Source organism: Acidobacteriota bacterium (assembly GCA_016716715.1).
Classification (GTDB): domain Bacteria; phylum Acidobacteriota; class Thermoanaerobaculia; order UBA5066; family UBA5066; genus Fen-183.
On sequence record JADJVE010000001.1, the window covers coordinates 351,591 to 373,323 of the forward strand.

The following is a 21,733-nucleotide window of genomic DNA, read 5'->3' on the forward strand; positions in this document are numbered from 1 at the left end:
ACTCAGCGCACGACGAACGCGGTCGCGAGCGTGGGGAGGACGAGCTTTCCGAGGCGCATCGCATCCGCGTCGCTTCCGCTGGTGACGAGGAAAACGAGCCGCCCGTCTCCAGCGCTCGTGCCGACGACCGAGAGGCCGTCCCGGTGTCCGCCGCTCACGAGACCCGCGAGTTTCACGCTCGACGCGAGCGTGGAGCCCGGCCGCGTCGCGACGACGGAGACGAGGTCGTCGGCCGCCGACGAGCCGGTCCTCCGGAAGATGACGTGGAGGATCCTCTCGCCCGCATGGCCGCAGTCGTGCGCGACGATCGGTGAGTAGCCGGGCAGATCGCCCGCGACCTTCTCGACCACGGCCCGCACGTCCGGGTCGAGCGCCTTCCCGAGCGCCGCGGGCGCGGCCGCGGGCGCCTTGTCCCAGCTCCCGCGGAGCGTGCAGTTCTTGTGGTTGAGGGCGGCGAAGAGGAACGCCTTTGCGTCGCGGGCGGCGGCGAGGTTCGCCTCCGGAGTCCCCGCGACTCGAGAGAGCAGGAAAAGCGTCCCCGCGCCGGCCGCGACGATGAGCGAGGCCGCGAGGAGGAGCGACGTGGCGGTCCCGGCCGACGGCGCCGGGGTCCGCGCGACGCGCGCGCGGACCTCGGCCTCGAAGCCCTCGCGCGGCTCAGGCGCCAGAGCGGCGATCCGGCGGACGGCGCCGCGCAGGTTTTCCCGCGCCTTCAGCTCTCTGGCGCACGCGGGGCAGCGGTCGAGATGCTCGAGGATCTCGTGCGAGAGGTCGACGGAGAGCTCTCCGGCGAGATAGGAGTCCAGCCGGCGGCGCACCTTCGCGCAGGCATAGTCGCGGACGTTCAGGGCGGCGTTCACGGTGTCCCTCCTTGGGCGGCCGCGCTTCCCGCGACGCTCGCCGCGGCGGCCGTCCCGCGCACCTTCTCCCGCAGCGCAGCGCGCGCCCGGGACAGGCGCGACATGACCGTGCCGATCGGCACGCGGAGGATGGCGGCGATTTCCTTGTAGGTGAATTCGTCGACGTCGGAGAGGAGGAGGATCTGCCTGTGCTCGGGCGAGATCGCGTCCAGCGCGGCGGTCAGCTCTTCGTCCTTGATCTCGGTGGGAGTCGGCTCTTCGGCGGCGAGCGTCTCGGCGAGGAGCGCCTCGCCCTCGGCGCCGAGCGTGAACGGGACTTTCTTGCGGCTGCGCTGCTGGTTCACGTTCCAGAGGATCTTGTAGAGCCACGCGCGGCAGTTCGTGCCGCGCTCGAACTTCCCGAACGACTTCCAGGCCTGCAGGAAGACTTCCGAGGCGAGGTCCTCGGCCTCTGCGGGCCGCCGCGTCAGCCTGAGCGCCGCCCGGGTGATCTCCCGAAAATGCGGCCACGCCTCGCGGTCGAAGTCCTCGCGGATGCGGGACTCGGCGTCGGCCGGGCGTGGGCGGAAGAGGGACATGCGGGCAGTGGCCTCCAGGGAGAGATGCCGCGTCGGATCGGCATTATTCCCCGCGAAAGGCTCCCGCCGGCCCTGAGCGTCATCAGTGCCCGGAGCAGGCGGGGACGCGGCCCATGGTCACCTCGTCCCCGACGCGGGCGATCTTGCCCTTGCGCTCGAGGAAGGCGAGGAGCTCCGGGAAGTCGAAGAGGTCGCCGTGACAGTTCCCGAAGACGGCTGCGGGGCCGAACGTGCGCGCCGCGGCGGCCTTCAGCTCGGCGACGGTGCAGCTCCCGCCGCGCGCGGCGACGAGAGACAGGACGTCGTGGCCGGGGATGACGCTCGCGGGGGCGGGCTCGGGAGTCGACATGCGCGACAAGGTAGCACTTCGGAGACGCCCCCCGTATGACGAGCGTCATACGGGGGTTCGGCGGTCAGGGCGTCTCGGGCGGGATCGCGAGAGCGCGCGCCTTCTGATCGAGAGATTCGACCGCCGAGTTGAACAGGCGGAGATGGCTTCTTAGGCGGCCGCGCGGGCTGCGCACGCATTGGCGGTAGAGCTTGGCCGTGCACGCTCCGACCGTGTCGGTGTCGGTGCAACCCGCGTCGTGCATGTCCTGTGACGAATACGTGCGGGACGCACACGCGCTCTCCGCGTCGTCCAAGTTCTTCCGCGCGGCCTTGACGCCCTCGGCCTGCGCTTTCACGGACGCGACCGCCTCGTCCAGTTGCTGGGGCGTGGTCGGCGGCGGCGGGAGCTGGAGGGCCTTGAGTGCGGACGGGTCGATCTTGAGCGTCATCGGCAGCTTTGCGCCCTTCGCCGGGGTCGGAAGCTGCGAGAGGGCGGGGGCGGCGGCGAGCGCGGCGAGCAGCAGGACGGCGGTCTTCGTCATCGACGGAGTCTCCTTCGCACGTGAATCTAAGGCACGCGGGGGCCGGAATGCACGCCGCGCAGCGTGATGCCGCTCACGCGCGGTTCGATCTGGCGTCGAGAGGCCAGCGATCAGCGTTCCAGGGCCAGCCGCCCCTCGGCGTTCAGCCGAGCTTCTGGAAGAAGTCGTTCCCCTTGTCGTCCACGAGGATGAAGGCGGGGAAGTCGACCACGTCGATCGCGTAAACCGCTTCCATGCCGAGCTCGGGGAACTCGAGGATGGCCACTTTCTTGATGTTCTCCTGCGCGAGGATCGCGGCCGGGCCGCCCGGCGATCCGAGGTAGAAGCCGCCCCACTTCTTGCAGGCCTCGGTCACCTTCGGGCTCCGGTTGCCCTTGGCGATCATGATCATCGACCCGCCCTTCGACTGGAAGAGGTCGACGTACGAGTCCATGCGGCCGGCGGTCGTCGGCCCGAACGAGCCGGAGGGCTTGCCCTTCGGCGTCTTGGCGGGGCCCGCGTAGTAAACCGGGTGGTCCTTGAAGTACTGCGGGAGGTCCTGCCCGGAGTCGAGGCGCTCCTTGAGCTTCGCGTGCGCGATGTCGCGCGCCACGACGAGGCGGCCCGTCAGCGCGAGCGGCGTCGAGACGGGATGCTTCGAAAGCTCCGCGAGGATCTCCTTCATCGGCTTGTCGAGGTCGATCTTCACGAGCCCTGAATGCTCCTTGGCGCCGGTGTGCGTCGGAAGAAGCGTCTCGGGGTGGCGCTCGAGCTCCTCGAGCCAGAGCCCCTTCGCGTCGATCTTCGCGAGGACGTTGCGGTCGGCCGAGCACGAGACGCCCATCCCGACCGGGCAGGACGCGCCGTGCCGCGGCAGGCGGATCACGCGCACGTCGTGCGCGAAGTATTTTCCGCCGAACTGCGCGCCGAAGCCGAGGCCCTGCGCCCTTTCGAGAAGCTTCTTCTCGAGCTCGGGGTCGCGGAACGCGCGGCCGTACTTGTCCCCCGTCGTCGGAAGAGAGTCGTAGTAGCCGGTCGAGGCGAGCTTGACGGTCTTCAGGCACCCTTCGCCGGACGTGCCGCCCACGACGAAGACGATGTGGTACGGCGGGCACGCGGCGGTGCCGAGCGACTTCATCTTCTCGACGAGGAACGCCTCGAGGCTCGCGGGGTTGAGAAGCGCCTTCGTCTCCTGGAAGAGGTACGTCTTGTTGGCCGAGCCGCCGCCCTTGGCGACGAACAGGAACTTGTAGGCGTCGCCCTTCGCCGCGTAGATGTCGATCTGCGCGGGGAGGTTGTTCCCCGTGTTGACCTCGTCGTACATGTTCAGCGCGGCCGTCTGCGAGTAGCGGAGGTTCTCGCCGGTGTACGTCTGCCAGATGCCCTTCGAGATCTTCTCGGCGTCGTCGGCGCCGGTCCACACCTGCTGGCCCTTCCACGCGACGACGGTCGCCGTGCCCGTGTCCTGGCAGAACGGCAGCTCGAACTTCGCCGAGACGACGGCGTTGCGGAGAAGCGTCGTCGCCATGAACTTGTCGTTCGGCGAGGCGCCCGGGTCGGAGAGGATCGACGCGACCTGCTGCTGGTGCTTCGGCCGGAGGAGGAACGACACGTCGCGCATCGCCTCGTGCGCGAGGACGGTGAGCGCCTTCGGCTCGACGACGAGCATCGTCTTGCCGGCGAACTTCGCCTTCTTCACGTAGCCCTTCGGGCCGGCCACGAGCCGGTACTTCGTGTCGTCGTGTCCCTTCGGGAACGGGTTCGCGTACACGAAGACGTCTTTCTTCGCGGGGGCGGTCTTTCTGGTGGCCTGGGTCTTCGAGGGCATTGGAGTCTCCTCCAGCGTGGAAGTTACCCGATGCCGGCGGAACCGCCTCTGATGCGGATGAACCAAGGGGAACATCGCGTGTTGACAGGCGGGCCGCAGGGCCCGACATTCGGGGCCATGCGCGGTGTCTTCGTGGCCCGGCTCGTTGCGATCGTGATCGTGGTCGCAGTGCCGGGCGTGATGCGGTCCGAGGGGCCTGCGATCGAGGTTCTCAGCCTCGGCACAGCCGTCCGACGTGCCGCGGATGTCTCGCCGCTCATGAGCGCGGCGCGGAGCCGGGTCGACGCCGCCGCCGGCGCCGTGCACCAGGCGGGCCGCCTTCCGAACCCCCTCGGCGAGGTGCGCGTCGAAAGCTGGGACTTTCACGCCGAGCACGCGACGCCCCGGTGGGACAACGTCGACTTCTTCGCGACCTTCGCGCAGCCGATCGAGCTCGGAGGGAAGCGTTCGGCACGCACCGGCGAGGCGGCCGCCGCGCGGGACGCCGCGGCCTTCGATGCGGACCAGACGCGCCACGAGGTGATACTCGAGACGACGCGCACATATCTGGCGGTGCTCCGCGCCCGCTCTCTCATGGACGCGCTGGAGAAGAACCGCGAGGCGCTCTCCCGGATCGTCGAGATGCTCGACCGCCGCGTCTCGGAAGGGTGGTCGGCCGAGGCTGACCTTCTTCGGTTCCGGGCCGAGCTGGCCCGCTCGGAGGAAGCGCTCCTGAGGGTCCGGCTCGAGCGGGATCGTGAACTGCGGTTCCTGGCGGCGCTCCTCGGGGAGCCGGCCCCCATCGCGGCGTCGCGCCTCGTCGAGCCCGCGATTCCGGCCATCCCCGACGGCGATCCGGATACGCTTGCGCGGTCCGCGCTCGCTCGCCGCCCGGACGTGGCCGCGGCGCGTGCCCGGGTCGCGCAAGCGCACGAGGCTGCGCGGTTCGAGCGGGCGCGGCAAATCCCGACGGTCGCCCTGACGGCCGGTTACAAGAGAACCTTCGGCCTCGACACGGGGCTCGCGGGCCTCGTGATTCCGCTGCCGATCTTCGACGCGAACGCCGGGAACGTCGCGCGCGCCGAGGCCGAAGCTCAGGCCGCCGAGGCGCGGCTGGCGGCCCTCGAGTCGCGGCTCCTCGCGGGGGGCGCCGCGCAGATCGCCGCAGCCCGCGAGCTGCGCGCGCGTGCCCTCACGGTGGAGCAGGACCTCGTCCGGCCGGCGGAAGGGGCTCGCGACGCGGCAACCGCCGCCTTCGACGAAGGGGCCGCGGACGTCCTGCGTCTCGTCGACGCCCGCCGCCTGTATCTCGACGCCCGCCGCGAGGCCCTGGACCTGTTTGCCGAGGCGGCGTTCCGCGCGGCCGAGGTGCGGCTGCTGCTCGGCGAGGAGGCGATCCCATGAGCGAGAGTCCCGGACTGGAACGGTCCCTGTGGCAAAGGCTGCTGGGCCGTCCCGAGTTTCGCCGCGCGCGCCTCCTGGTCGCCGCCCTGATTCTGCTCGTCCCGTGCGTCGTTCTCGTGAGGTGGCTGACGCGAAAAGCGCCCGAGGCGGGGACGGAGAAGCCTGCCGAGGCCGGCGCCGTCGTGCTCGCCGAATCGGCGCGCCGTGACGCCGGGATCACCGTCGAAACGGTGAAGCGCATGGCGCGCACGGACCGGCTCGAGGCTCCGGGCGTTCTCGCCCTCGACGAGGCCCGGACGGCGCGCATCGGCTCGCTCGTGGAGGGGGTCGTCCTCTCCGTGAACGCGGAGGTGGGCGACCGCGTCGCAGCCGGACAGAGGCTTGCGCACCTCAACAGCCACATCATCCACGACGCGTGGGCCGACTACCGGAAGGCGATCGCCGACCGGAGGCGGCGCGAGACGGAGCTCGCGTACGCCTCGGCGTCGGCCGGGCGGGCGGACCGGCTCCTCGAGGCCCGGGCGATCTCGGTCCAGGAGCGCCAGCGGGCCGACGCCGACCGCGTCGCCGCGGCCGAGGAGCTGGACCGCGCGAAGACCGAAGTCCGCCGGTCCGAGGAGGCTCTCGAGCACCTCGGCATCACGTCCGGAGAGGACCCCTCGGGCGAAAAAGGCGAGGACATCCCGGTGAAGTCGCCGCTGGCCGGGGTCGTCCTCGAGAAGAAGATCACGGCGGGCACGGCCGTGACGCCGGGAACGCCGCTCTTCGTCGTCAGCGATCTCGGAAGTCTCTGGGCGCTCGCCGAGATCGACGAGACGAAGCTTCGGCTCGTGAGAGCGGGCGAGTCGGCGGAGATCCGCGTCTCCGCGTGGCCGGGCGAGATTTTCCGCGGGCGCGTGACGTTCGTCGGCGACGCCGTCAATCCGAAGACGCGGCGCGTCATGGTGCGCTGCCAGGTCCCGAACCCGGGCGGCCGCCTCAAGCCGGAGATGTATGCCTCCATCGCGATGGGTGAAGCGGTGCCGCGGCAGATCCTGGCCGTCCCCGCGCGCGCCGTGCAGGAGATGGAAGGGAAGACGATCGTGTTCGTTCCCGGCGGCGCCGGCCGCTTTGCGCGGCGCGAGGTGGCCGTCGGGGCCGAGGTCGACGGGTGGGTCGAGATCTCCTCCGGGCTGAAGGAGGGCGAGACGGTGGCCTCGGACGGGAGCTTCCTGCTGAAGTCGGAGCTTCTGAAGAGCGCCGAGCGCCCCGAGAGCTGAGATGGGAGTCATCGAGCGGCTCGTCGCGGCCTCGCTCCGGCAGAGGGTGTTCGTTCTTCTCTGCCTTGCCGCGCTCGTCGGCGGAGGGCTATGGGCCTGGCGCTCCATCGGTGTCGAGGCGTTTCCGGACCTGACGAACAACCAGGTCGTCGTCGTCACCGAGGCGCCGGGGCTCGGCGCCGTCGAGGTGGAGCAGCGCGTCACCTATCCCGTGGAGACGGCGCTCACCGGGGCGCCGGGCGCGACGGAGATCCGCTCCCTCTCGAAGTTCGGCCTCTCGATGGTCACCATCGTCTTCGAGGACCGCGTCCCGGTCTACTTCGCGCGCCAGCTCGTGACGGAGCGTCTCACCGAGGCGCGGGGCCGGCTTCCCCAGGGCCTCGAGCCGTCGCTCGGACCCGTGGCCACCGCGTTCGGCGAGATTTACCAGTACCTCGTCGAGGGAGACGGCGCCGACCTGATGGAGAAGAAGACTCTCCAGGACTGGGAGATTCGGCCGCGCCTGCGGTCGGTGCCGGGCGTCTCCGAGCTGAATTCCTGGGGCGGACAGACGCAGCAGTTCCATGTCGTCGTCGACCCGCGAAAGCTCGAGAAATACGGGCTGTCGCTGAGGCAGCTTTTCGACGCAGTGGCCGACAACAACGTCTCCTTCTCCGGGGGCTTCATCGAGCACCGCTCGGAGCGGTTCACGGTCCGCGGTGTCGGTCTCGTCCGCGGCGTCGAGGACCTCAGGCGGCTCGTCGTCGCCTCGGTGGAGGGAGTGCCGGTCTTCGTCGGCGACGTCGCGCAGGTGATCGTCGGCGCGATGCCGCGGCACGGCGCCGTGACGCGCGACGGACGGGGCGAGTCGGTCGCCGGCATGGTCATCATGCTGATGGGGGAGAACGGGAAGACCGTCGCCGAGCGGGTCAAAGTGCGGGTGAAGGAAATCGTGCGGAGCCTGCCCAAGGGGCTGTCGATCGTGCCCTTCTACGACCAGACCGAGGTCATCGACCGGACGTCCCACACCGTCCAGAAGAACCTCCTGGAGGGCTCACTCCTCGTCCTTCTCGTTCTCTTCTTCTTCCTTCGCGATCTCCGCGCGGCCCTGCTCGTGGCGTGCGTCATCCCCGTCGCGATGCTCGCGGGGTTCCTCGGCATGAAGATCTTCGGGGTCTCGGCGAACCTGATGTCGCTCGGCGCGATCGACTTCGGCCTCATCGTGGACGGGGCCGTCGTCATGGTCGAGAACATCATCCGCAAGCGCGAGGAGCGCGGAGACGCCATCGGGCCGGGCCGGGAGAGCCCGACCGCCTTCTTCACCTCGGCCGCCACGGAGGTCGCCCGCCCGATCCTGTTCGGCGTCCTCATCATCATCGCGGTGTACATCCCGATCTTCGCCCTCGAGGGACTCGAGGGAAAGATGTTCCGCCCCATGGCGGTCACCGTCTGCTCGGCGCTCGTCGGAGCCCTCGCGGTCTCGCTGACGGCCGTACCCGTCCTCGCCTCGCTCGTGCTCCCCGTGAATGCCGTCGAGCACCCCCAGGAGTGGTTCCGAAAGCTCCGCCGGACGTACGTCAGCCACCTCGACGCGGCCATGGGCCACCGGAGGCGGACTCTCTCGGTGGCGCTCGCCGTCGTCGGGGCCGCGATTGCGTCGGTGCCTTTCCTCGGGACGGAGTTCATGCCGCGCCTCGACGAGGGGTCGATCCTGATCGAGACCCGCAAGCTGCCGTCCGTCTCCCTGCCCGAGTCCGTCGCGATCTCGGGCCGCGTCGAGCAGATCCTGCGGCGCTTCCCGGAGGTACGCCAGGTCGTCACGAAGATCGGGCGGCCCGACGTAGCGACGGAGGCGATGGGGATCTACCAGGGGGACGTTTACGTCGTCCTGCACCCGCCGGAGGCGTGGAAGACCGGCCGGACGAAGGAGCAGCTCGTCGACGCGATGGCGCGGGCGCTCGCGGAAATGCCCGGTCTCTCCGCCAACTTCACGCAGCCGATGGCGATGCGCCTCGACGAGGTCGTGTCCGGCGTCAAGGCGGATGTGGCCGTCAAGATCTTCGGTCCCGACGCCGCCATCCTCGAGACCCTCGGCGAGGAGGTGCGCAGGGCCCTCGCACCGATCCGCGGCGCCGCCGACCTGCAGGTCGAGGCCCTGACGGGCGCCGCGCAGATCCAGATCGACGTGGACCGCGAGGCGATGGCGCGCTACGGCCTGAACGTTTCGGACCTCCGGCAGGTCGTCGAGACAGCCGTCGGCGGGGCGGTCGCGACGGAGGTTCTCGACGGACCGCGCCGGTTCGGCGTCCTCGTGCGGTTTCCGGACGCGTTCCGCGCGGACCGTGCCGCGCTCGAAACGCTTCTTCTCTCGGCGCCGGGCGGCGAGAAGGTTCCGCTCGCGACGGTTGCGCGCGTCACGACCATCCGTGGCCCCGAGGCGATCAACCACGAGTCGGGTCAGCGCCGGCTCGTCGTGCAGACGAACGTGCGCGGTCGCGACATGGGGAGCTTCGTCGCCGAGGGCAAAGAGCGTCTCGCGGCGGCCGTGAAGATTCCCTCCGGCTATCACTTCGAGTGGGGCGGCCAGTTCGAGAACCAGGAGCGGGCGATGAAGCGGCTCGCCGTCGTCATCCCGCTCTCGCTCGTCATCATTTTTCTGCTCCTCTTCGTGACCTTCGGGAACGTCCGGCAGGCGAGTCTCGTCCTCGTGAACGTCCCGTTCGCGCTCGTGGGCGGCATCGGCGCACTCTGGCTTCGCGGGCTCAACCTGAGCCTTTCGGCCGCGGTCGGGTTCATCGCCCTCTTCGGTGTGGCCGTCCTGAATGGCGTCGTCCTCGTGACGGCGATCAACCATCGGCGCGAGGCGGGCGCGTCGCTCCGCGCCGCGATCATCGGCGCCGCGGGAACGCGCCTCAAACCGGTCCTCATGACGGCGCTCGTGGCCGCCCTCGGCTTCGTCCCGATGGCCCTCTCCACCGGGGCCGGGTCGGAGGTCCAGCGGCCGCTCGCGAGCGTCGTGATCGGCGGCGTCGTGACCTCGATGCTCCTGACGCTCATCGTCCTCCCGACGCTCTACGACATCGTCGAGGAGCGCGTGGCGCGTCGGCGACAGGCCGAGTTTTACGCAGACATTGCCGAGGACGAGATTCCGACCTGACGCTGCGCGTCAGCTCGGAAGTCCGTCTTCTTCTTCCTCTCCCGCGAACGTGCAGCCTTCGGGGCAGGGGGTCGGGGGCGCGTCGAGAGAGGGCATCGCCTCGGGCTCGCCGGCCCGCGCCGCGAGCGCGGCCGCGGCGAGCGTGAGGTACGAGACGCCCCAGCGGTCGAGGTTCTCCGCGAGCGAGGCCGCGAGGCGCGCGACGTGCGCCTTCTGGAAACGCGCGCGAGCCTCGGCGGTCAGCGCGGCCGCGTCGGGCAGCTCCGCCGCCCGCGCGTAGGCCTCCTTGAGGAGGAGCCAGCCGACGAAGCCGGCCTCGACGGAGACGTGGTCGGGCGGCTCCTCGGTCTCCGGCCGGAACGCGAATGCGTCGTACGTCTCGCGAATCTCGGCGAGGAGCTGGCCGCCGTCGGCGCCCCTCTGCCACGTGACCTCGCGCGGCGAGACGACGCCGGGCGCGAGGATCGCGAGGAACGCCTCCTCGCACGCTTCCTCCCGCGCGGCGGTGACAGCGGCGGAGAGCAACGGGTCGGCCGCGATCGGCTCGAGGGCGTCCACCTCGTCGCGCCAGCCTTCGCGCGGGCGCTCGAACAGGAGGCCGAGGAGCCTCCACGCCGCGGATTCGCGCAGGAGCGGGGCGTCGGCGGTCGGGTGCAGGCTCATTTCTGGCCCTCCAGGTTGAACGGGATCCACACGGTGCGCATCTTCCGCGCGCCGGACTCCTCGTCGGCGCCTTCCCACACGGCGAATGCAATTTGCGAGCGGCCGGGCGCCGTCACGCCCGTGGGCAGGCGGCGAGAGAGGACGACGGCCCAGCCCGTCGCGGTCCGCACGCCTTTGCCGTTGGACCCGGCGGAAGCGCCGGGCGCGAGCGTGCCGGGCCCCTCCGCGACGAGGTCTTCGACAGGGGTCTTTCGCGGGCCGGCCATCGCGTTGCCGAGCGCGCGCGCCGGCGCGTAGCGCAGGGCGGCCTCCTTCTGCTCGGGCGAGCCTTCCACGAGGCTCTTCGCCTCGAACGGGTAGTGGTCGACGGTCGAATTCGGATAGAGGTCGCGAAGCGTATCGCCGCGCCCGTCCACGACGGCCTGCCAGGACGCCCGCCAGTACGTGATCTCGACGCCGCGCCCTTTCTCGCCCATCTGCGGCGCGGGGAGGTCGCGGGCGGGCGGATTCGCGGGGAACTGGACCGCGCATGCGTCGGTGAAGCGCGCCGGGCCGGGCATGTCGTTCTTCGTCGCGTCGGCCCACTCGAGGAAGAACGCGACGGTCGTCCCGTCGTGCATCGCGCGGACGCGGACTTCCGGCGTCGTCGCCTTGAGGAGGCGCGGCTCGACCATGTCCTGCGGGACGAGCGGCGCGACGTGGATGGGCAGCGCCGCCCACGCGGGATCGCCCGGCGCGGCGGCGAGCGCGGAGCGGCGTACGGCCTTCACTTCGCCGGGCGAGAGATTCGGCTTCTTCGCACACGCGGCCGCGCCAGACAGCAGCGCAGCCAACATGAAAGCTCCGGCGCGACGGAAAGCGCGGTGCTCATTCACTTTCATAGAAATCTTTCTTTCTTTTTTCTGTTTTCGCGATCACGGGCAGTTCGTGCGCTGGACGCCGTAACGGAGGTCGACGGCGGCGCGGACGTGCGCGGGCTCGCGGTACGGGACGCGCACGATCTCCGTGCCGTCCTCCTTGAGCCCGATGATCGTGTCGCCCGTCCGCTTCCAGCGCGGCATGACCTCTTCGCTGCAGCCGAAGAGCGAGAGCAGGCCCGCGAGATCCTGGTCCGCCGTCTTGTACGTCTCGATCGCCTTGTGGGCGCCTGGCCCGAACATCTGCTCGAGGTACGGCTCGGCGCCGTGCACGGGCGGGATGTAATAGACGTTCGGCTCGAGGCCGAGCTGCGGGAAGAGCGGGAGCGCGACCTTCCGCACGTGGACGAGGTAGTCGATCGGGTTCGACGGGTCGGCCTTGTCGGGCGTGTTGATGAAGCCCGCCATGCGGATCTTCCCGATGCAGTTCACGAAGCACTGGGGCTGGTTGCCGGCCTCGATCTTCGGGAAGCACGCGATGCACTTCTCGGAGGTGCCCGTCATCGGGTTGAAGAAGACCTTCTTGTACGGGCAGGCCTGCACGCATTCCTGATAGCCGCGGCAGCGCCCCTGGTCGACGAGGACGATCCCGTCCTCGGGGCGCTTGTAGATCGAGCCGCGCGGACACGACGCGAGGCAGGCCGGGTACGTGCAGTGGTTGCAGATGCGCGCGAGGTAGTAGAACCACGCCATGTGCGGGCCGGAGAAGCCCGCGCCCTTCTCGATCTTGCCGGAGCAGTCGTCCTCGCCGACGTTCGGGTGCGCGTAGTCGATCTCCTCGGGCCGCCAGCCGAGGACGCGCTTGCCCGCCGGGGCCGCCTCGAAGATCGTCTGGCCCTCGTAGCGCCCGCCGTCCCACGTCTGCGGGCCGAGCTTCTCGAGGATGTTCACGTCCCACCCGAGCGGGTAGTAGCCGTAGGGCTTGGATTCGACGTTGTTCCAGAGCATGTACTCCTGGCCCTTGCCCGACGTCCACGTCGTCTTGCAGGCCAGCGTGCACGTCTGGCAGGCGATGCACTTGTTCACGTCGAAGATCGCCGCGAACTGCTTCTTCGGGCGGGCCTCGGGGTACCAGTAGGACATCTCCCGCTGGATCTGCCAGTTCTTCACGCGTGCCATGGCCTACCCCCTCTTCCCGTCGTTCTTCGAGATGAACCCGCCCGCGAGGTACTTCTGCATGGCCGCGTTCTCGTAGCGCGGGCGCAGGCCCTTCGCGGCGGGACGCCAGAGGCCCTGGCCCTCGAGGCCTCCGGGCTCGGCCTTCGTGATCTTCACGATCGCCTCGCGCGGCGCGCCCGTCGGGCAGTGGACGTCGGGCAGGAAGCCCTTGCCGATCCCCTGGCCGAAGAGTCCCTTCCTCACGAGCGAGTCCGTCATGAGCGTCGGCTTGAGCCAGCCGCGCGTCGCGGACTGGTGCGAGCCCGAGCGGAAGAGCGCCTGGTAGTTCGTGCGCGGGTTCTTCGCGAGGCCGTCGGGCCTGGTTTCGTGGCCTTCCTTCGAACCGGGCGTCGCGCCGTACATGTTGAACCACATGCGTGTCACGCCCCGCGGCGTGCCCGGGTAATAGCGCGCGCGGCAGAGGAGGCGCGCAAAGGCGTAGTCCTTCGGGTTCTTCTGCCAGCCCTTGAACGGTCGGTCCTCCGGGTCCGAGTCCACCCAGACGTAGTCGCCGTCCTCGACGCCCAGCTCCTTCGCGTCGGAGGGATGGATGTCGACGTAGCCCTCGGTGACGAACGGCGTGCGCTTGTCGTGCCGGTGGACGTCGCCGAACGGCCCGAAGAGCATCGCGACCATGTCCGTGTCGATCGGGAGCGTGTGCGAGCCGTGCCGGTACTTCGGCGTGTGGAAGATGAACTTGTAGCCCTGCTTCGCGAGCGGGTGCGCCGTCTTCTTCGTCTCCTCCCACGTCATCACGACGTTGCGGCCCTGGCGCACCTCGCACGAGAGGTCGTCCCGCGACACGCCGTACGACTCGGGGCTCGCGGGCCGGATCGCCTCGTGCTTCGGGGCGACGATGACGTTCGGCTCGTAGAACGTCGAGTCGATCGGCTCGCGGTGGACGGGCAGGTTCTCGCCGGCCTCGATGAACTCGGGCTCCTCGCGGTAGAACTCGAGGCGCCCGGACTTCGTGTACCAGGGCCGCGAGTCCGTGACCTGCTCGTAGCCGACGCACTTCGGGTTCGTCCGGCTCATGACGATCGACGGGATCCCGTCCTTCGCCTTCGCCTCGAGCTCTTCGATCCTGTAGCCCTTCGTGTTCGCGGAGGCGTCGAGGACGCGCTGGAGGTAGACCTCGACCTTCTTCTCCTTCACGAACTTCCACGTGTCGCTGAACCGCTTGTCGCCCGTGAGCGTCGCCATCGCGTCGCCGACGAGGGAGAGGACCTCGATGTCGCCGCGCGTCTCGAAGATGCGCGGGAGCGGCGTCTTCGGGAAGACGTTCAGGAACGGGTTCGTGACGGAGGCCGTCATGTCCGGGTACTTCAGCTCGGCCCACGAGTCGACCGCGAAGACGACGTCCGCCCACTCGCAGGACGTCGACCACCACCACTCCTGCACGGCGATCATCTCGATCTTCGGCAGGACGTTCACGACCGTGTTGTAGTGCCACTTCACGTTGCCGAGGATCGAGTTCGCGTTCGCGAACCAGAGCGACTTCGTCGGGCAGGGGATGTGCGTCGAGCCCGTGAGCGTCCTCTTCCCGACCTTGAGGTAGTGGTCCTCGTGGTTGTAGTAGTGCGCGGACTCCGCCTTCCAGTACTGCTTCGGGCGCGCGGGCTTCGTGGGGTCGAGCTCGAGGTCGAACGGGTTCTCGTTGATGTACGTCGGCGCCCCGTTGAAGAGCGACACGCGGTAGTTGCCCGCGTACGAGCCGACGTTGCCCGTCAGCTTCCCGACGTTCCCCGTGAGCGACGCGAGGAGGAAGAGCGCGCGGTCCTTGTTGTCGTTGTTGAAGAACTGGTTCGGGCCCATCCCGACCGCGAAGAGCGTCGTCCCGGGATTCTTCGCGAGCTGGCGCGCGAGGCTCTCGACCGCGGCCGCCGGCGCCCACGTGGCGTCCTCGACGGTCTTCGGGTCCCAGTGCGCGGCGTACTCGTAGACGAGGTCGTAGACGGGCCGGCAGCGGACCTTCGTCCCGTCCTTCAGCGCGACCTCGACCGAGCCCATGAGGAGCGGATCGGCGATCTTCGACTTCGCGCCCACTTCGTCGCGCGTGAGCGCGCGCGGCGCCTTCGCGGCCTGATCCCACCACACGTAGTCGCCCCAGGCGTCGCGGAGCTTGCCGGGGATGAGCTGGTCGCGGTGCTGGCCCGGCGGCGGCTCCTTCTCGCCCTCGGCCATGACGTGCGTCTGGTTCGACAGCACGGCTGGACCTCCGCCGAAAACTTCCTGAGCCTTCAGATATTGCAGCGTGTCCATCCGGACGAGGATCGGCAGGTCCGTGAAGCGCCTGACGTAGTCGGCGTCGTAGAGCTTCTCTTTCATGATGACGTGCGCGAGGCCGATGCCGAGGGCGGGCATCGTCCCGGGACGCACGACGAGGACGTCGTCGGCCTTCGTCGAGGTCGCCGAGTACTCGCACGCGATGACGACGACGCGCGTCCCCTTCACGCGCGCTTCCGTGAGCCAGTGCGCGTCCGGCATCTTCGTCGTGATCCAGTTCATGCCCCAGACGACGAGCGTCTTGGCGTGCTCGACGGCGTGGAGGTCGAACTCGACGGTCTGCTGGCCCGTGACCATCGGGTGCCCGGGCGGCAGGTCCGTGTGCCACGAGTAGTTGTCGAAGCCGCGCCCGCCGATCGCCTTGTCGGGCCCGACCTTGCGGATCGCGGCGTCGAGGAGCGCCATCGAGTTCGCCATCCGGTAGAGGCCGAAGATGCGCGTGACGCCGAGGAGCGGCATCCCGCCGCGGAACTTCAGGACCTGCGTCCCGGCGCCGTTCGTCGCCTCGATCATCTTCTCGTCGTAGTGCTGGGCCTTGAGCCGCTTCGCGCCCTCCTCGCCCGAGTACGTCTCGGCGATGTTCTTGAGCGACTTCGCGACGAGGGCCGCGGCTTCCTCGTGCGTGACGCGCACCCACGTGTCGCGCCCGCGGTTGAAGTACTCGGCCGGCGGCTTGCCGTCGGCGCCGCGCGGGAAGCCCTTGTCGATCCACGCCTTGTAGCCCGTCCTGACCTTGCAGTGGCTGAGGCGCCGGTCGCCGTAGAAGCGGCGGGTCAGCGCGAGGCCCTTCTGGCAGACGCGCGGATCCCAGCGGTGGCTCGCCCTGTTCCCGTCGAGGTCCGTCGCCTCGCCGTAGCGCATCGTCGGCCCGACCCGCGTCAGGACGCCGGAGCGCACGAAGCCGCGCAGGAGGCAGTTGTGCGTGTCGTTCGGTGCGCACAGGAACGTGAAAGAGGAGTCCGGCTTGAAGAGGTCGCGGTAGACCTTTTCCCAGCCGCGGTCAGGGTAAGCGGCGAGCGGGTTCGCGATCGCCTCGAGGCCCCACGCCTTGCCGGCGGAGGCGACGAGCGCGCCGAAGCCCGAAGCGGCGGCGGCCTCGAGGAAACGCCGGCGGCTGATGTCGTTGTTCATCGCGTCTTCTCCCACGTTCGGAGCAGGGCCACGACCGATTCGATCTCGGGGTCCGTGAGAGAAGCCCGCGTCGAGGAGGGCGTGGCGAACCCCTCCATCGACGTGCCGCGGCGCCCGCGGCGGATCGTTTCGACGAGGTAGCGGTCGGAAGCGGATTCGAGGAGGACGGGGTTGTTCAGCGCGGGGCCTTCGGCGCCCTGGCCCTTCGCGCCGTGGCAGCCGGCGCAGGCGCGCGCGTAGACGGTGTCGCCGCCCTTGAGCGCCGGCGCGATGAAGCGCCGCGGCTCGGCCGACGCGCCGGGCGCGGCGCCGCCGCTGAAGGCGCGGACGTACGCGACGACGGCCTTGCGTTCGTCGGGCCGGAGGCCCGCGGCGGGGTCGGCCCAGCCCGGCATCCGCCGGCCGGGCCTGCCCTTGTCGATCGTCGCGGCGAGGAATTCGTCCGAGGCGAGCGCGAGGAAGTCCGGATTTCCGATTGCCGGGAACGCCGCCATCCCCGCGTAGCGCATGCCCTCGCCGCTCGCTCCGTGGCAGGCCGAGCAAAACGCGCCGTAGAGCGTCGCGCCGTCCGCCGCGAACTCACGCGCGCCGAAGCGCTCGACGCGGAGGCGATCGGGGGGCTGGGTGTTCGCCGCCGAACTTTCGGTGCGCAGCGAGAGAAGGTAGAAGACGAGGCGGTCGATCTCGGCCTCGGAGAGCCCGAGCGCCGGCATCTGCGAGTTCGGGACGAGCGTCGCGGGCGCGCGGAAGTGCTCCGCGAGCCACGCGGGGACGCTCCGGCCGCCCGGCACGTGCGTGAAGTCGAGCCGGCCGGGGTCGAGGCGTCCCTCGCGCGTGAGGTCGGGCCCGTCGGCGCCGCCGACGCCGTTGACCTTGTGACAGCCGCGGCAGCCGAGTGAATGAAAGAGCGCCTTGGCCTCCGTGAGGCCGGGCGCGCCGACGCGGGTTCCGAGAAACGTCGCGAGAGCCTCGCGCTCGGCGGCCGCGAGCGGCGCGACGGACGCGCGCCACGGCGAGCCGGCGACCTTCGCGCTCTTGTCGAGGTGCGACTCGTACCACCCCGCGGCGACGGGCCTGACGCCGGCAGCCGAGAGATCCGGACCCTCCATGCCGCCGCCGTCCGGCCGCAGCGTCCCGCCGCGCCCGTCGAGCTTGTGACAGGCGAGGCAGTCGTGCCGCTCGAAGACGGCGGCGCCGGCGGCGAGGCGCGCGGCGTCGGGGACGCCGACGGGCGTGTGGCAGCCGCCGCATCCGGCGTACGCGTAGCGGCGCGGGAGCATCGGCTCGGGCCAGTGCGGAGCCTCGCCGTGCGCGTCCGCGCGATCCGTCGCGCGGCCCTGGCCGCCGTGGCAGATCGTGCAGCCCATGTCCGCCGGCTCGTGCGCGACGCGCGGGTGCGGCCCGAGCACCTTGTGGCCCCCGACCACCTGCTCGCCGGGCGCCATCCCGACGTGGCAGCTCACGCAGCGGTCGGCCGCGCCGAGCGCGGGCACGTAGACCTGCCGCAGCCGGATCTCGGCGGGAGCGCCGGGCCGCGAGGCGCCGGCCTGGACGCGCCGCCACTCGCGGAAGAAGTTCTCGTGCACGGCCGCGGCCCCGAGGAGCGCGAGCGTCAGGAGGCTGCTCCAGAGCAGGAGGTGCTTGTTTCGCATTGCCGCCACCGCCTCAGTGCGCCGGCCAGTCCGCGTGGGACCAGTAGAACGCCCAGTTGGGCCCGCGGAAGTACGAACCGATGACGGTCAGGACGATGAAGCCGCAGAGGAAGCACGTGAAGAGGCCGAGCGCGCCGGCGCGCGTGGAATCGTGGCGCCTCACGAGCCACATCGAATACGCCGCGAAGACGGCCGTGAGGACGGTGCCGGGGTTCAGGAACGTCACGACGAGCTGCGGGATGTGCGGGAACCACTCGCGGATCCACCCGAAGCGAATCGCGAGCGCCTCGATCGAGAGCGTCGAGAGGAGTCCGACACCCGCCGCCTGAAGGACGACTTTCTTTCCGCCCGGCCCGCCGAACCACTCACCCGTCCCCTGCGTCTCGCGGTCGAGGAACGGGATGAGGCCGAGGCCGAGGAGGACGATCGCGGGAATCCCGATCCCGCCCATGAAGGCCGAGTACGAGACGAGCTCCTGCAGGCCGAGGAAGTACCACGGCGCCTTTGCCGGGTTCTCGGGCACGCCGGGGTTCGCGAGCTCCTTGAGCGGCGCGTCCGACAGGATCCCGAGCGCGAGGCAGCCGGCGACCGTCAGCATGAGGACCGCGAGCTCGGCGTAAAACAGGTGCGGCATCGAAGGCACCGTCGCCTCGGGCGAGCGCCCGACGGCCGCCGTCTTCCCGCGCACGAGCGCCGCGAGCTGGTACGTCTTGCGGGGGGAATCCGTGAAGACGGGCAGCGAGTCGATTCCCGGCGCCCCCACGCGCGCGTCCGCGTCCGCCGGCCGCGCGAGGCCGCCGTCCTTCCGGATCCGCCAGAAGTGGACGGCCGCGAGCGCCGCGAGGACGAGCGGCAGGAGCATCACGTGGAGGACGTAGAAGCGGATGAGCGCCTCCTCGCCGACGGTGTCCGAGCCGAGGAGAAGGAGCTTCTGGAATCCGCCCGGGTCGAAGCGGTCCGTGATGTTGAGCGCGTCCGTGACCTCGCGCGGGGACTGCGCGATGTTCGCGCCGATCGTGATTGCCCAGTACGCGAGCTGGTCCCACGGAAGGAGGTAGCCCGTGAACGAGAGGCCGAGCGTCGTCGCAAGGAGCGCCATTCCGACAAGCCAGTTGAACTCGCGGCGCTGCCGGTAGGCCGCCGTGAAGAAGACGCGCGCCATGTGCAGGAGGACGACGACGACCATCGCGTTCGCCGCCCAGCGGTGGATGTTCCGGATGAACCGGCCCGTCGGGACGACGAAGTGGATGTCCTTGATCGAGTCGTAGGCCGCGAGGGGGTGGGGCTTGTAATAGAACATGAGGAGGACGCCCGTCGCGAGCGTCACGAGAAACGCCGCCATCGCGGCGATTCCGAGGCCCCAGGTCGTCGACCAGCGGAGGCTCCACAGGTGCGTGCGCACGGCGTGGAGGTGGAGGAAGACGTTCCCGAAGACGAACGTCGAACGCGTCCGGTCGGTCGACGGGGCGCCGCCGCGGAACGCGGAGTCCTTCACGAGGCGCGGGGCCCCCTTCAGGTTGTGGACGAGGCGGCGGAGCGCGGTATCGCTCATGCCTTGTCTCCCTTTACTTTCGTCCCGGCGGGGACGTCCTCGCCCTCGTCCACGACGTACGCGCCGCCGCTTCCGGAGACCTTGCGCCACGCGAGCGCGCGCGGCGCGGGCCCCTTCGTGACCGATCCGTCCTTCGCGAAGCGCGAGCCGTGGCACGGGCAGTCGAAGCCTTCGGGACCCGTCTTCACGATGCAGCCGAGATGCGTGCAGACCGTCGAGACCGCGAAGACGCCCTCGCCGTCGCGGAAGACGGCGACGTTGCGGCCCGGCGGGACGAAGGCTTCGCCGGGAGCCAGCGTGTCCGGGAGCGCGACCTTGTACTTGCGCGAGGGGGACGGCAGGACGGCGGCCTTCGGGAGCCGGAGCGCGCCGAGCATCGCAAACGCGAGCGCCGAGCCGGCGGCCCAGAGCGCCGAGAGGCCGAGGAAGTCGCGCCGCGCGACGGGCTCGGGATCGAGCCGCGAGCGGGCGGAAACGGAGGTCGTCGTCATGCGGTCCTCCACGACGTGGCGAAGGTGACGCGGTCCATCGCGATCGCGTCGGTCGGACAGCGCATCACGCAGAGCGCGCAGCGGATGCAGCGGTCCTCGTCCTTGAGGATGGCCGTCGCGTCACCGGGGTCCGGGCCGAGGTCGCGGTCGACCGCGGAGGCGAGGTCCGCCGAGGGAGCGAGGTCGAAAAGGTCGACGAGCTTGAGGCAGAGCGTCGGGCAGACGTCGACACAGCCGCCGCAGAGGACGCAGCGCGAGCCGTCGAAGACCGGCGTCACGCCGCAGTCGAGGCAGCGCGAGGCCTCGCGCATGGCCTGCTCGGCCGTGTACCCCGTCTCGACCTCCGCCTCGGGGTGCTTCAGCCGCTCCTCGGGCTCGGCGACGGGCACGGCGACGCGGCGGATCGACTCGTATCCGCGCTCGCGCCGGTAGCCGGGGAGCGTCAGGAAAGCCGTGAGCGTGTCGGGCGTGAGCGCGTGCCCCGTGAGCGAGCGGTAGATGGAGCGGGCCGCCGCCTTGCCGGACGCGACCGCGTCGATCAGGAGGCGCGTGCCGTGGGCGAGGTCGCCCGCGACGAAGACGCTCGGAGCCGACGTCGCGAGCGTCACGGGATCGACCTTCGGCCAGCCAGGGCGCATCTCCTCGACGTCCGTCCCGCCCTCGGCGAGGAACGAGAGGTTCGGAGCCTGCCCGACGGAGAGGAGGACGCTGTCGCACGGCAAGGTCTGCCTCACGGCGTCGTCGTAGACGGGGGAAAAGCGCCGGTTCTCGTCGTAGACGCGGACGCAGCGCCGGAACGTGACCCCCGTGACGGCGCCGGTGGCATCGCGTTCGATCGCGACGGGCCCCCAGCCGTTCAGCCGCTCGACCCCTTCCTCGTCGCCCTCCCGGATCTCGACGGTGTCGGCGGGCATCTCTTCGAGCCCCTCGAGCGAGACGAGGCGCACGCGGCTCGTCCCGGGGAGGCGCGCGGCCGTGCGCGCCGCGTCCCACGCGATCTGCCTCACGACCGACCGCGCGACGTCGTACGCGACGTTGCCCCCGCCGACCACGACGACGTCGCGCCCGAGCGGCAGCGGCTCGCCGAGGGAGACGGCGCGCAGGAGGTCCACGCCGCCGAGGACGCCGGGGCCGTTCTCGCCGGGCAGGCCGAGGGCGCGCGAGCTCTTGGCGCCGACGGCGACGAGGACGGCGGCGTGCGTGCGGCGCAGCTCCTCGAACGAAACGTCCTTGCCCACCGTGACGTTGCAGCGGATCTCGACGCCGAGCGCCTCGATGACGGCGATCTCGCGCCGGATGAGCTCGCGCGGGAGCCGGTAGGCCGGCACGCCGACGGCGAGCATCCCGGCGGCGACGGGCTCGCTCTCGTAGACGACGGGCTTGAAGCCGAGGAGCGCGAGGTCGTGCGCGGCCGAGAGGCCGGCCGGACCCGCGCCGATGATCGCGACCTTCTGGCCGGAGGCGAGCGGGATTTGCCCGTCGATCGCGCCCCTGAGAAGCGCCGCCATCTCGTCGGCGTCGGCGCACACCGCGGGGACGTAGCGGCGCACGTCGTCGAGGACGGCCGCCGGCATCCGGGCCTCGGGCCCCGCGAGCGAGCAGACGAAGCGCTTGAGGGCGCGGATCGAGATCGGGCGGTCGTTCGCGACGAACGCCCCGTCGTCGTCCACGCGCGGCACCTTTCCGCGCCGGCAGGCGGCTTCGCACGGCGCGCCGCACACGCGGCCGCAGATCGACGCGAACGGATTCGGCCCGCGTGCGATGAGGTACGCCTCCTCGAAGCGGCCCTCGGCGATGGCACGCACGTACCCGCGGGCGTCCGTGTGCACGGGGCAGGCGGCCTGGCAGGAAATGAGCCCCCGGTGGTAGCCGTCGCCGGGGACTTCGACGGTGAGGGGAACGGGCAGAGCGGCAGCCGGCAGAGCGCCATCGGCCGCGGTTCCGGCGACGTCACGCATTCAGGTTCCCCCCGCTGGATGCCTGCGAGG

The 21,733-nt window shown here is 70.5% G+C and carries 16 protein-coding genes; 3 read left to right on the forward strand and 13 right to left on the reverse strand.

Going from position 1 to position 21,733, the window contains the following annotated elements:
- Window positions 1-2 precede the first annotated feature (2 nt).
- The 5 genes from IPL89_01540 to IPL89_01560 form a co-directional block, all read right to left on the reverse strand.
- Window positions 3-860, reverse strand: a complete 858-nt coding sequence (locus IPL89_01540; GenBank protein MBK9061875.1) for a zf-HC2 domain-containing protein — start codon at window positions 858-860, stop codon at window positions 3-5.
- Window positions 857-1,438 (reverse strand): sigma-70 family RNA polymerase sigma factor, encoded by a 582-nt coding sequence (locus IPL89_01545; GenBank protein MBK9061876.1) that lies wholly within the window; start codon window positions 1,436-1,438, stop codon window positions 857-859. The genes IPL89_01540 and IPL89_01545 overlap by 4 nt, the downstream gene beginning before the upstream one ends.
- Before the next feature lie 82 nt (window positions 1,439-1,520).
- Window positions 1,521-1,787 carry a DUF2492 family protein gene (locus IPL89_01550; protein ID MBK9061877.1) on the reverse strand — a complete coding sequence of 89 codons (267 nt, stop codon included), beginning with the start codon at window positions 1,785-1,787 and terminating at the stop codon, window positions 1,521-1,523.
- 64 nt (window positions 1,788-1,851) lie between these two features.
- A complete protein-coding gene (locus tag IPL89_01555) occupies window positions 1,852-2,310 on the reverse strand; it encodes a hypothetical protein (GenBank protein ID MBK9061878.1) in 459 nt (152 codons plus the stop codon).
- A 142-nt stretch (window positions 2,311-2,452) separates the two neighbouring features.
- Window positions 2,453-4,117, reverse strand: coding sequence for a fumarate hydratase (locus tag IPL89_01560; GenBank protein ID MBK9061879.1), 1,665 nt, complete (start codon window positions 4,115-4,117; stop codon window positions 2,453-2,455).
- A gap of 78 nt (window positions 4,118-4,195) precedes the next feature.
- On the opposite strand from IPL89_01560, the gene IPL89_01565 reads away from it, so the two are divergent.
- The 3 genes from IPL89_01565 to IPL89_01575 are packed head-to-tail and all read left to right on the forward strand — an operon-like array spanning window position 4,196 to window position 9,895.
- Window positions 4,196-5,500, forward strand: a complete 1,305-nt coding sequence (locus IPL89_01565; GenBank protein ID MBK9061880.1) for a TolC family protein — start codon at window positions 4,196-4,198, stop codon at window positions 5,498-5,500.
- Window positions 5,497-6,759: an efflux RND transporter periplasmic adaptor subunit gene (locus tag IPL89_01570; protein ID MBK9061881.1), complete on the forward strand. Its 1,263-nt coding sequence runs from the start codon at window positions 5,497-5,499 to the stop codon at window positions 6,757-6,759. Before IPL89_01565 ends, IPL89_01570 begins: the two co-directional genes overlap by 4 nt.
- Before the next feature lies 1 nt (window position 6,760).
- Complete coding sequence (locus tag IPL89_01575; protein ID MBK9061882.1) at window positions 6,761-9,895, forward strand: efflux RND transporter permease subunit; 3,135 nt, start codon at window positions 6,761-6,763, stop codon at window positions 9,893-9,895.
- Window positions 9,896-9,904: 9 nt separating this feature from the next.
- Here IPL89_01575 and IPL89_01580 read toward each other — a convergent pair whose 3' ends face one another.
- The 8 genes from IPL89_01580 to IPL89_01615 all read right to left on the reverse strand — a co-directional run bounded on the left by IPL89_01580 (window position 9,905) and on the right by IPL89_01615 (window position 21,703).
- Entirely contained in the window at window positions 9,905-10,558 is a 654-nt protein-coding gene (locus IPL89_01580; GenBank protein MBK9061883.1) for a molecular chaperone TorD family protein, read from the reverse strand.
- Complete coding sequence (locus IPL89_01585; protein MBK9061884.1) at window positions 10,555-11,394, reverse strand: hypothetical protein; 840 nt, start codon at window positions 11,392-11,394, stop codon at window positions 10,555-10,557. Before IPL89_01585 ends, IPL89_01580 begins: the two co-directional genes overlap by 4 nt.
- A gap of 78 nt (window positions 11,395-11,472) precedes the next feature.
- The gene (locus IPL89_01590) at window positions 11,473-12,594 is read right to left on the reverse strand and encodes a dehydrogenase (GenBank protein MBK9061885.1); all 1,122 of its coding nucleotides are present in this window, start codon (window positions 12,592-12,594) and stop codon (window positions 11,473-11,475) included.
- A gap of 3 nt (window positions 12,595-12,597) precedes the next feature.
- Complete coding sequence (locus tag IPL89_01595; protein ID MBK9061886.1) at window positions 12,598-16,050, reverse strand: molybdopterin-dependent oxidoreductase; 3,453 nt, start codon at window positions 16,048-16,050, stop codon at window positions 12,598-12,600.
- The gene (locus IPL89_01600) at window positions 16,047-17,711 is read right to left on the reverse strand and encodes a c-type cytochrome (protein MBK9061887.1); all 1,665 of its coding nucleotides are present in this window, start codon (window positions 17,709-17,711) and stop codon (window positions 16,047-16,049) included. Before IPL89_01600 ends, IPL89_01595 begins: the two co-directional genes overlap by 4 nt.
- A 4-nt stretch (window positions 17,712-17,715) precedes the next feature.
- The gene (locus IPL89_01605; GenBank protein ID MBK9061888.1) at window positions 17,716-19,254 is read right to left on the reverse strand and encodes a cytochrome b N-terminal domain-containing protein; all 1,539 of its coding nucleotides are present in this window, start codon (window positions 19,252-19,254) and stop codon (window positions 17,716-17,718) included.
- Entirely contained in the window at window positions 19,251-19,745 is a 495-nt protein-coding gene (locus IPL89_01610; protein MBK9061889.1) for a Rieske 2Fe-2S domain-containing protein, read from the reverse strand. Before IPL89_01610 ends, IPL89_01605 begins: the two co-directional genes overlap by 4 nt.
- Window positions 19,742-21,703 (reverse strand): FAD-dependent oxidoreductase, encoded by a 1,962-nt coding sequence (locus IPL89_01615; protein MBK9061890.1) that lies wholly within the window; start codon window positions 21,701-21,703, stop codon window positions 19,742-19,744. Before IPL89_01615 ends, IPL89_01610 begins: the two co-directional genes overlap by 4 nt.
- Between the last annotated feature and the right edge of the window lie 30 nt (window positions 21,704-21,733).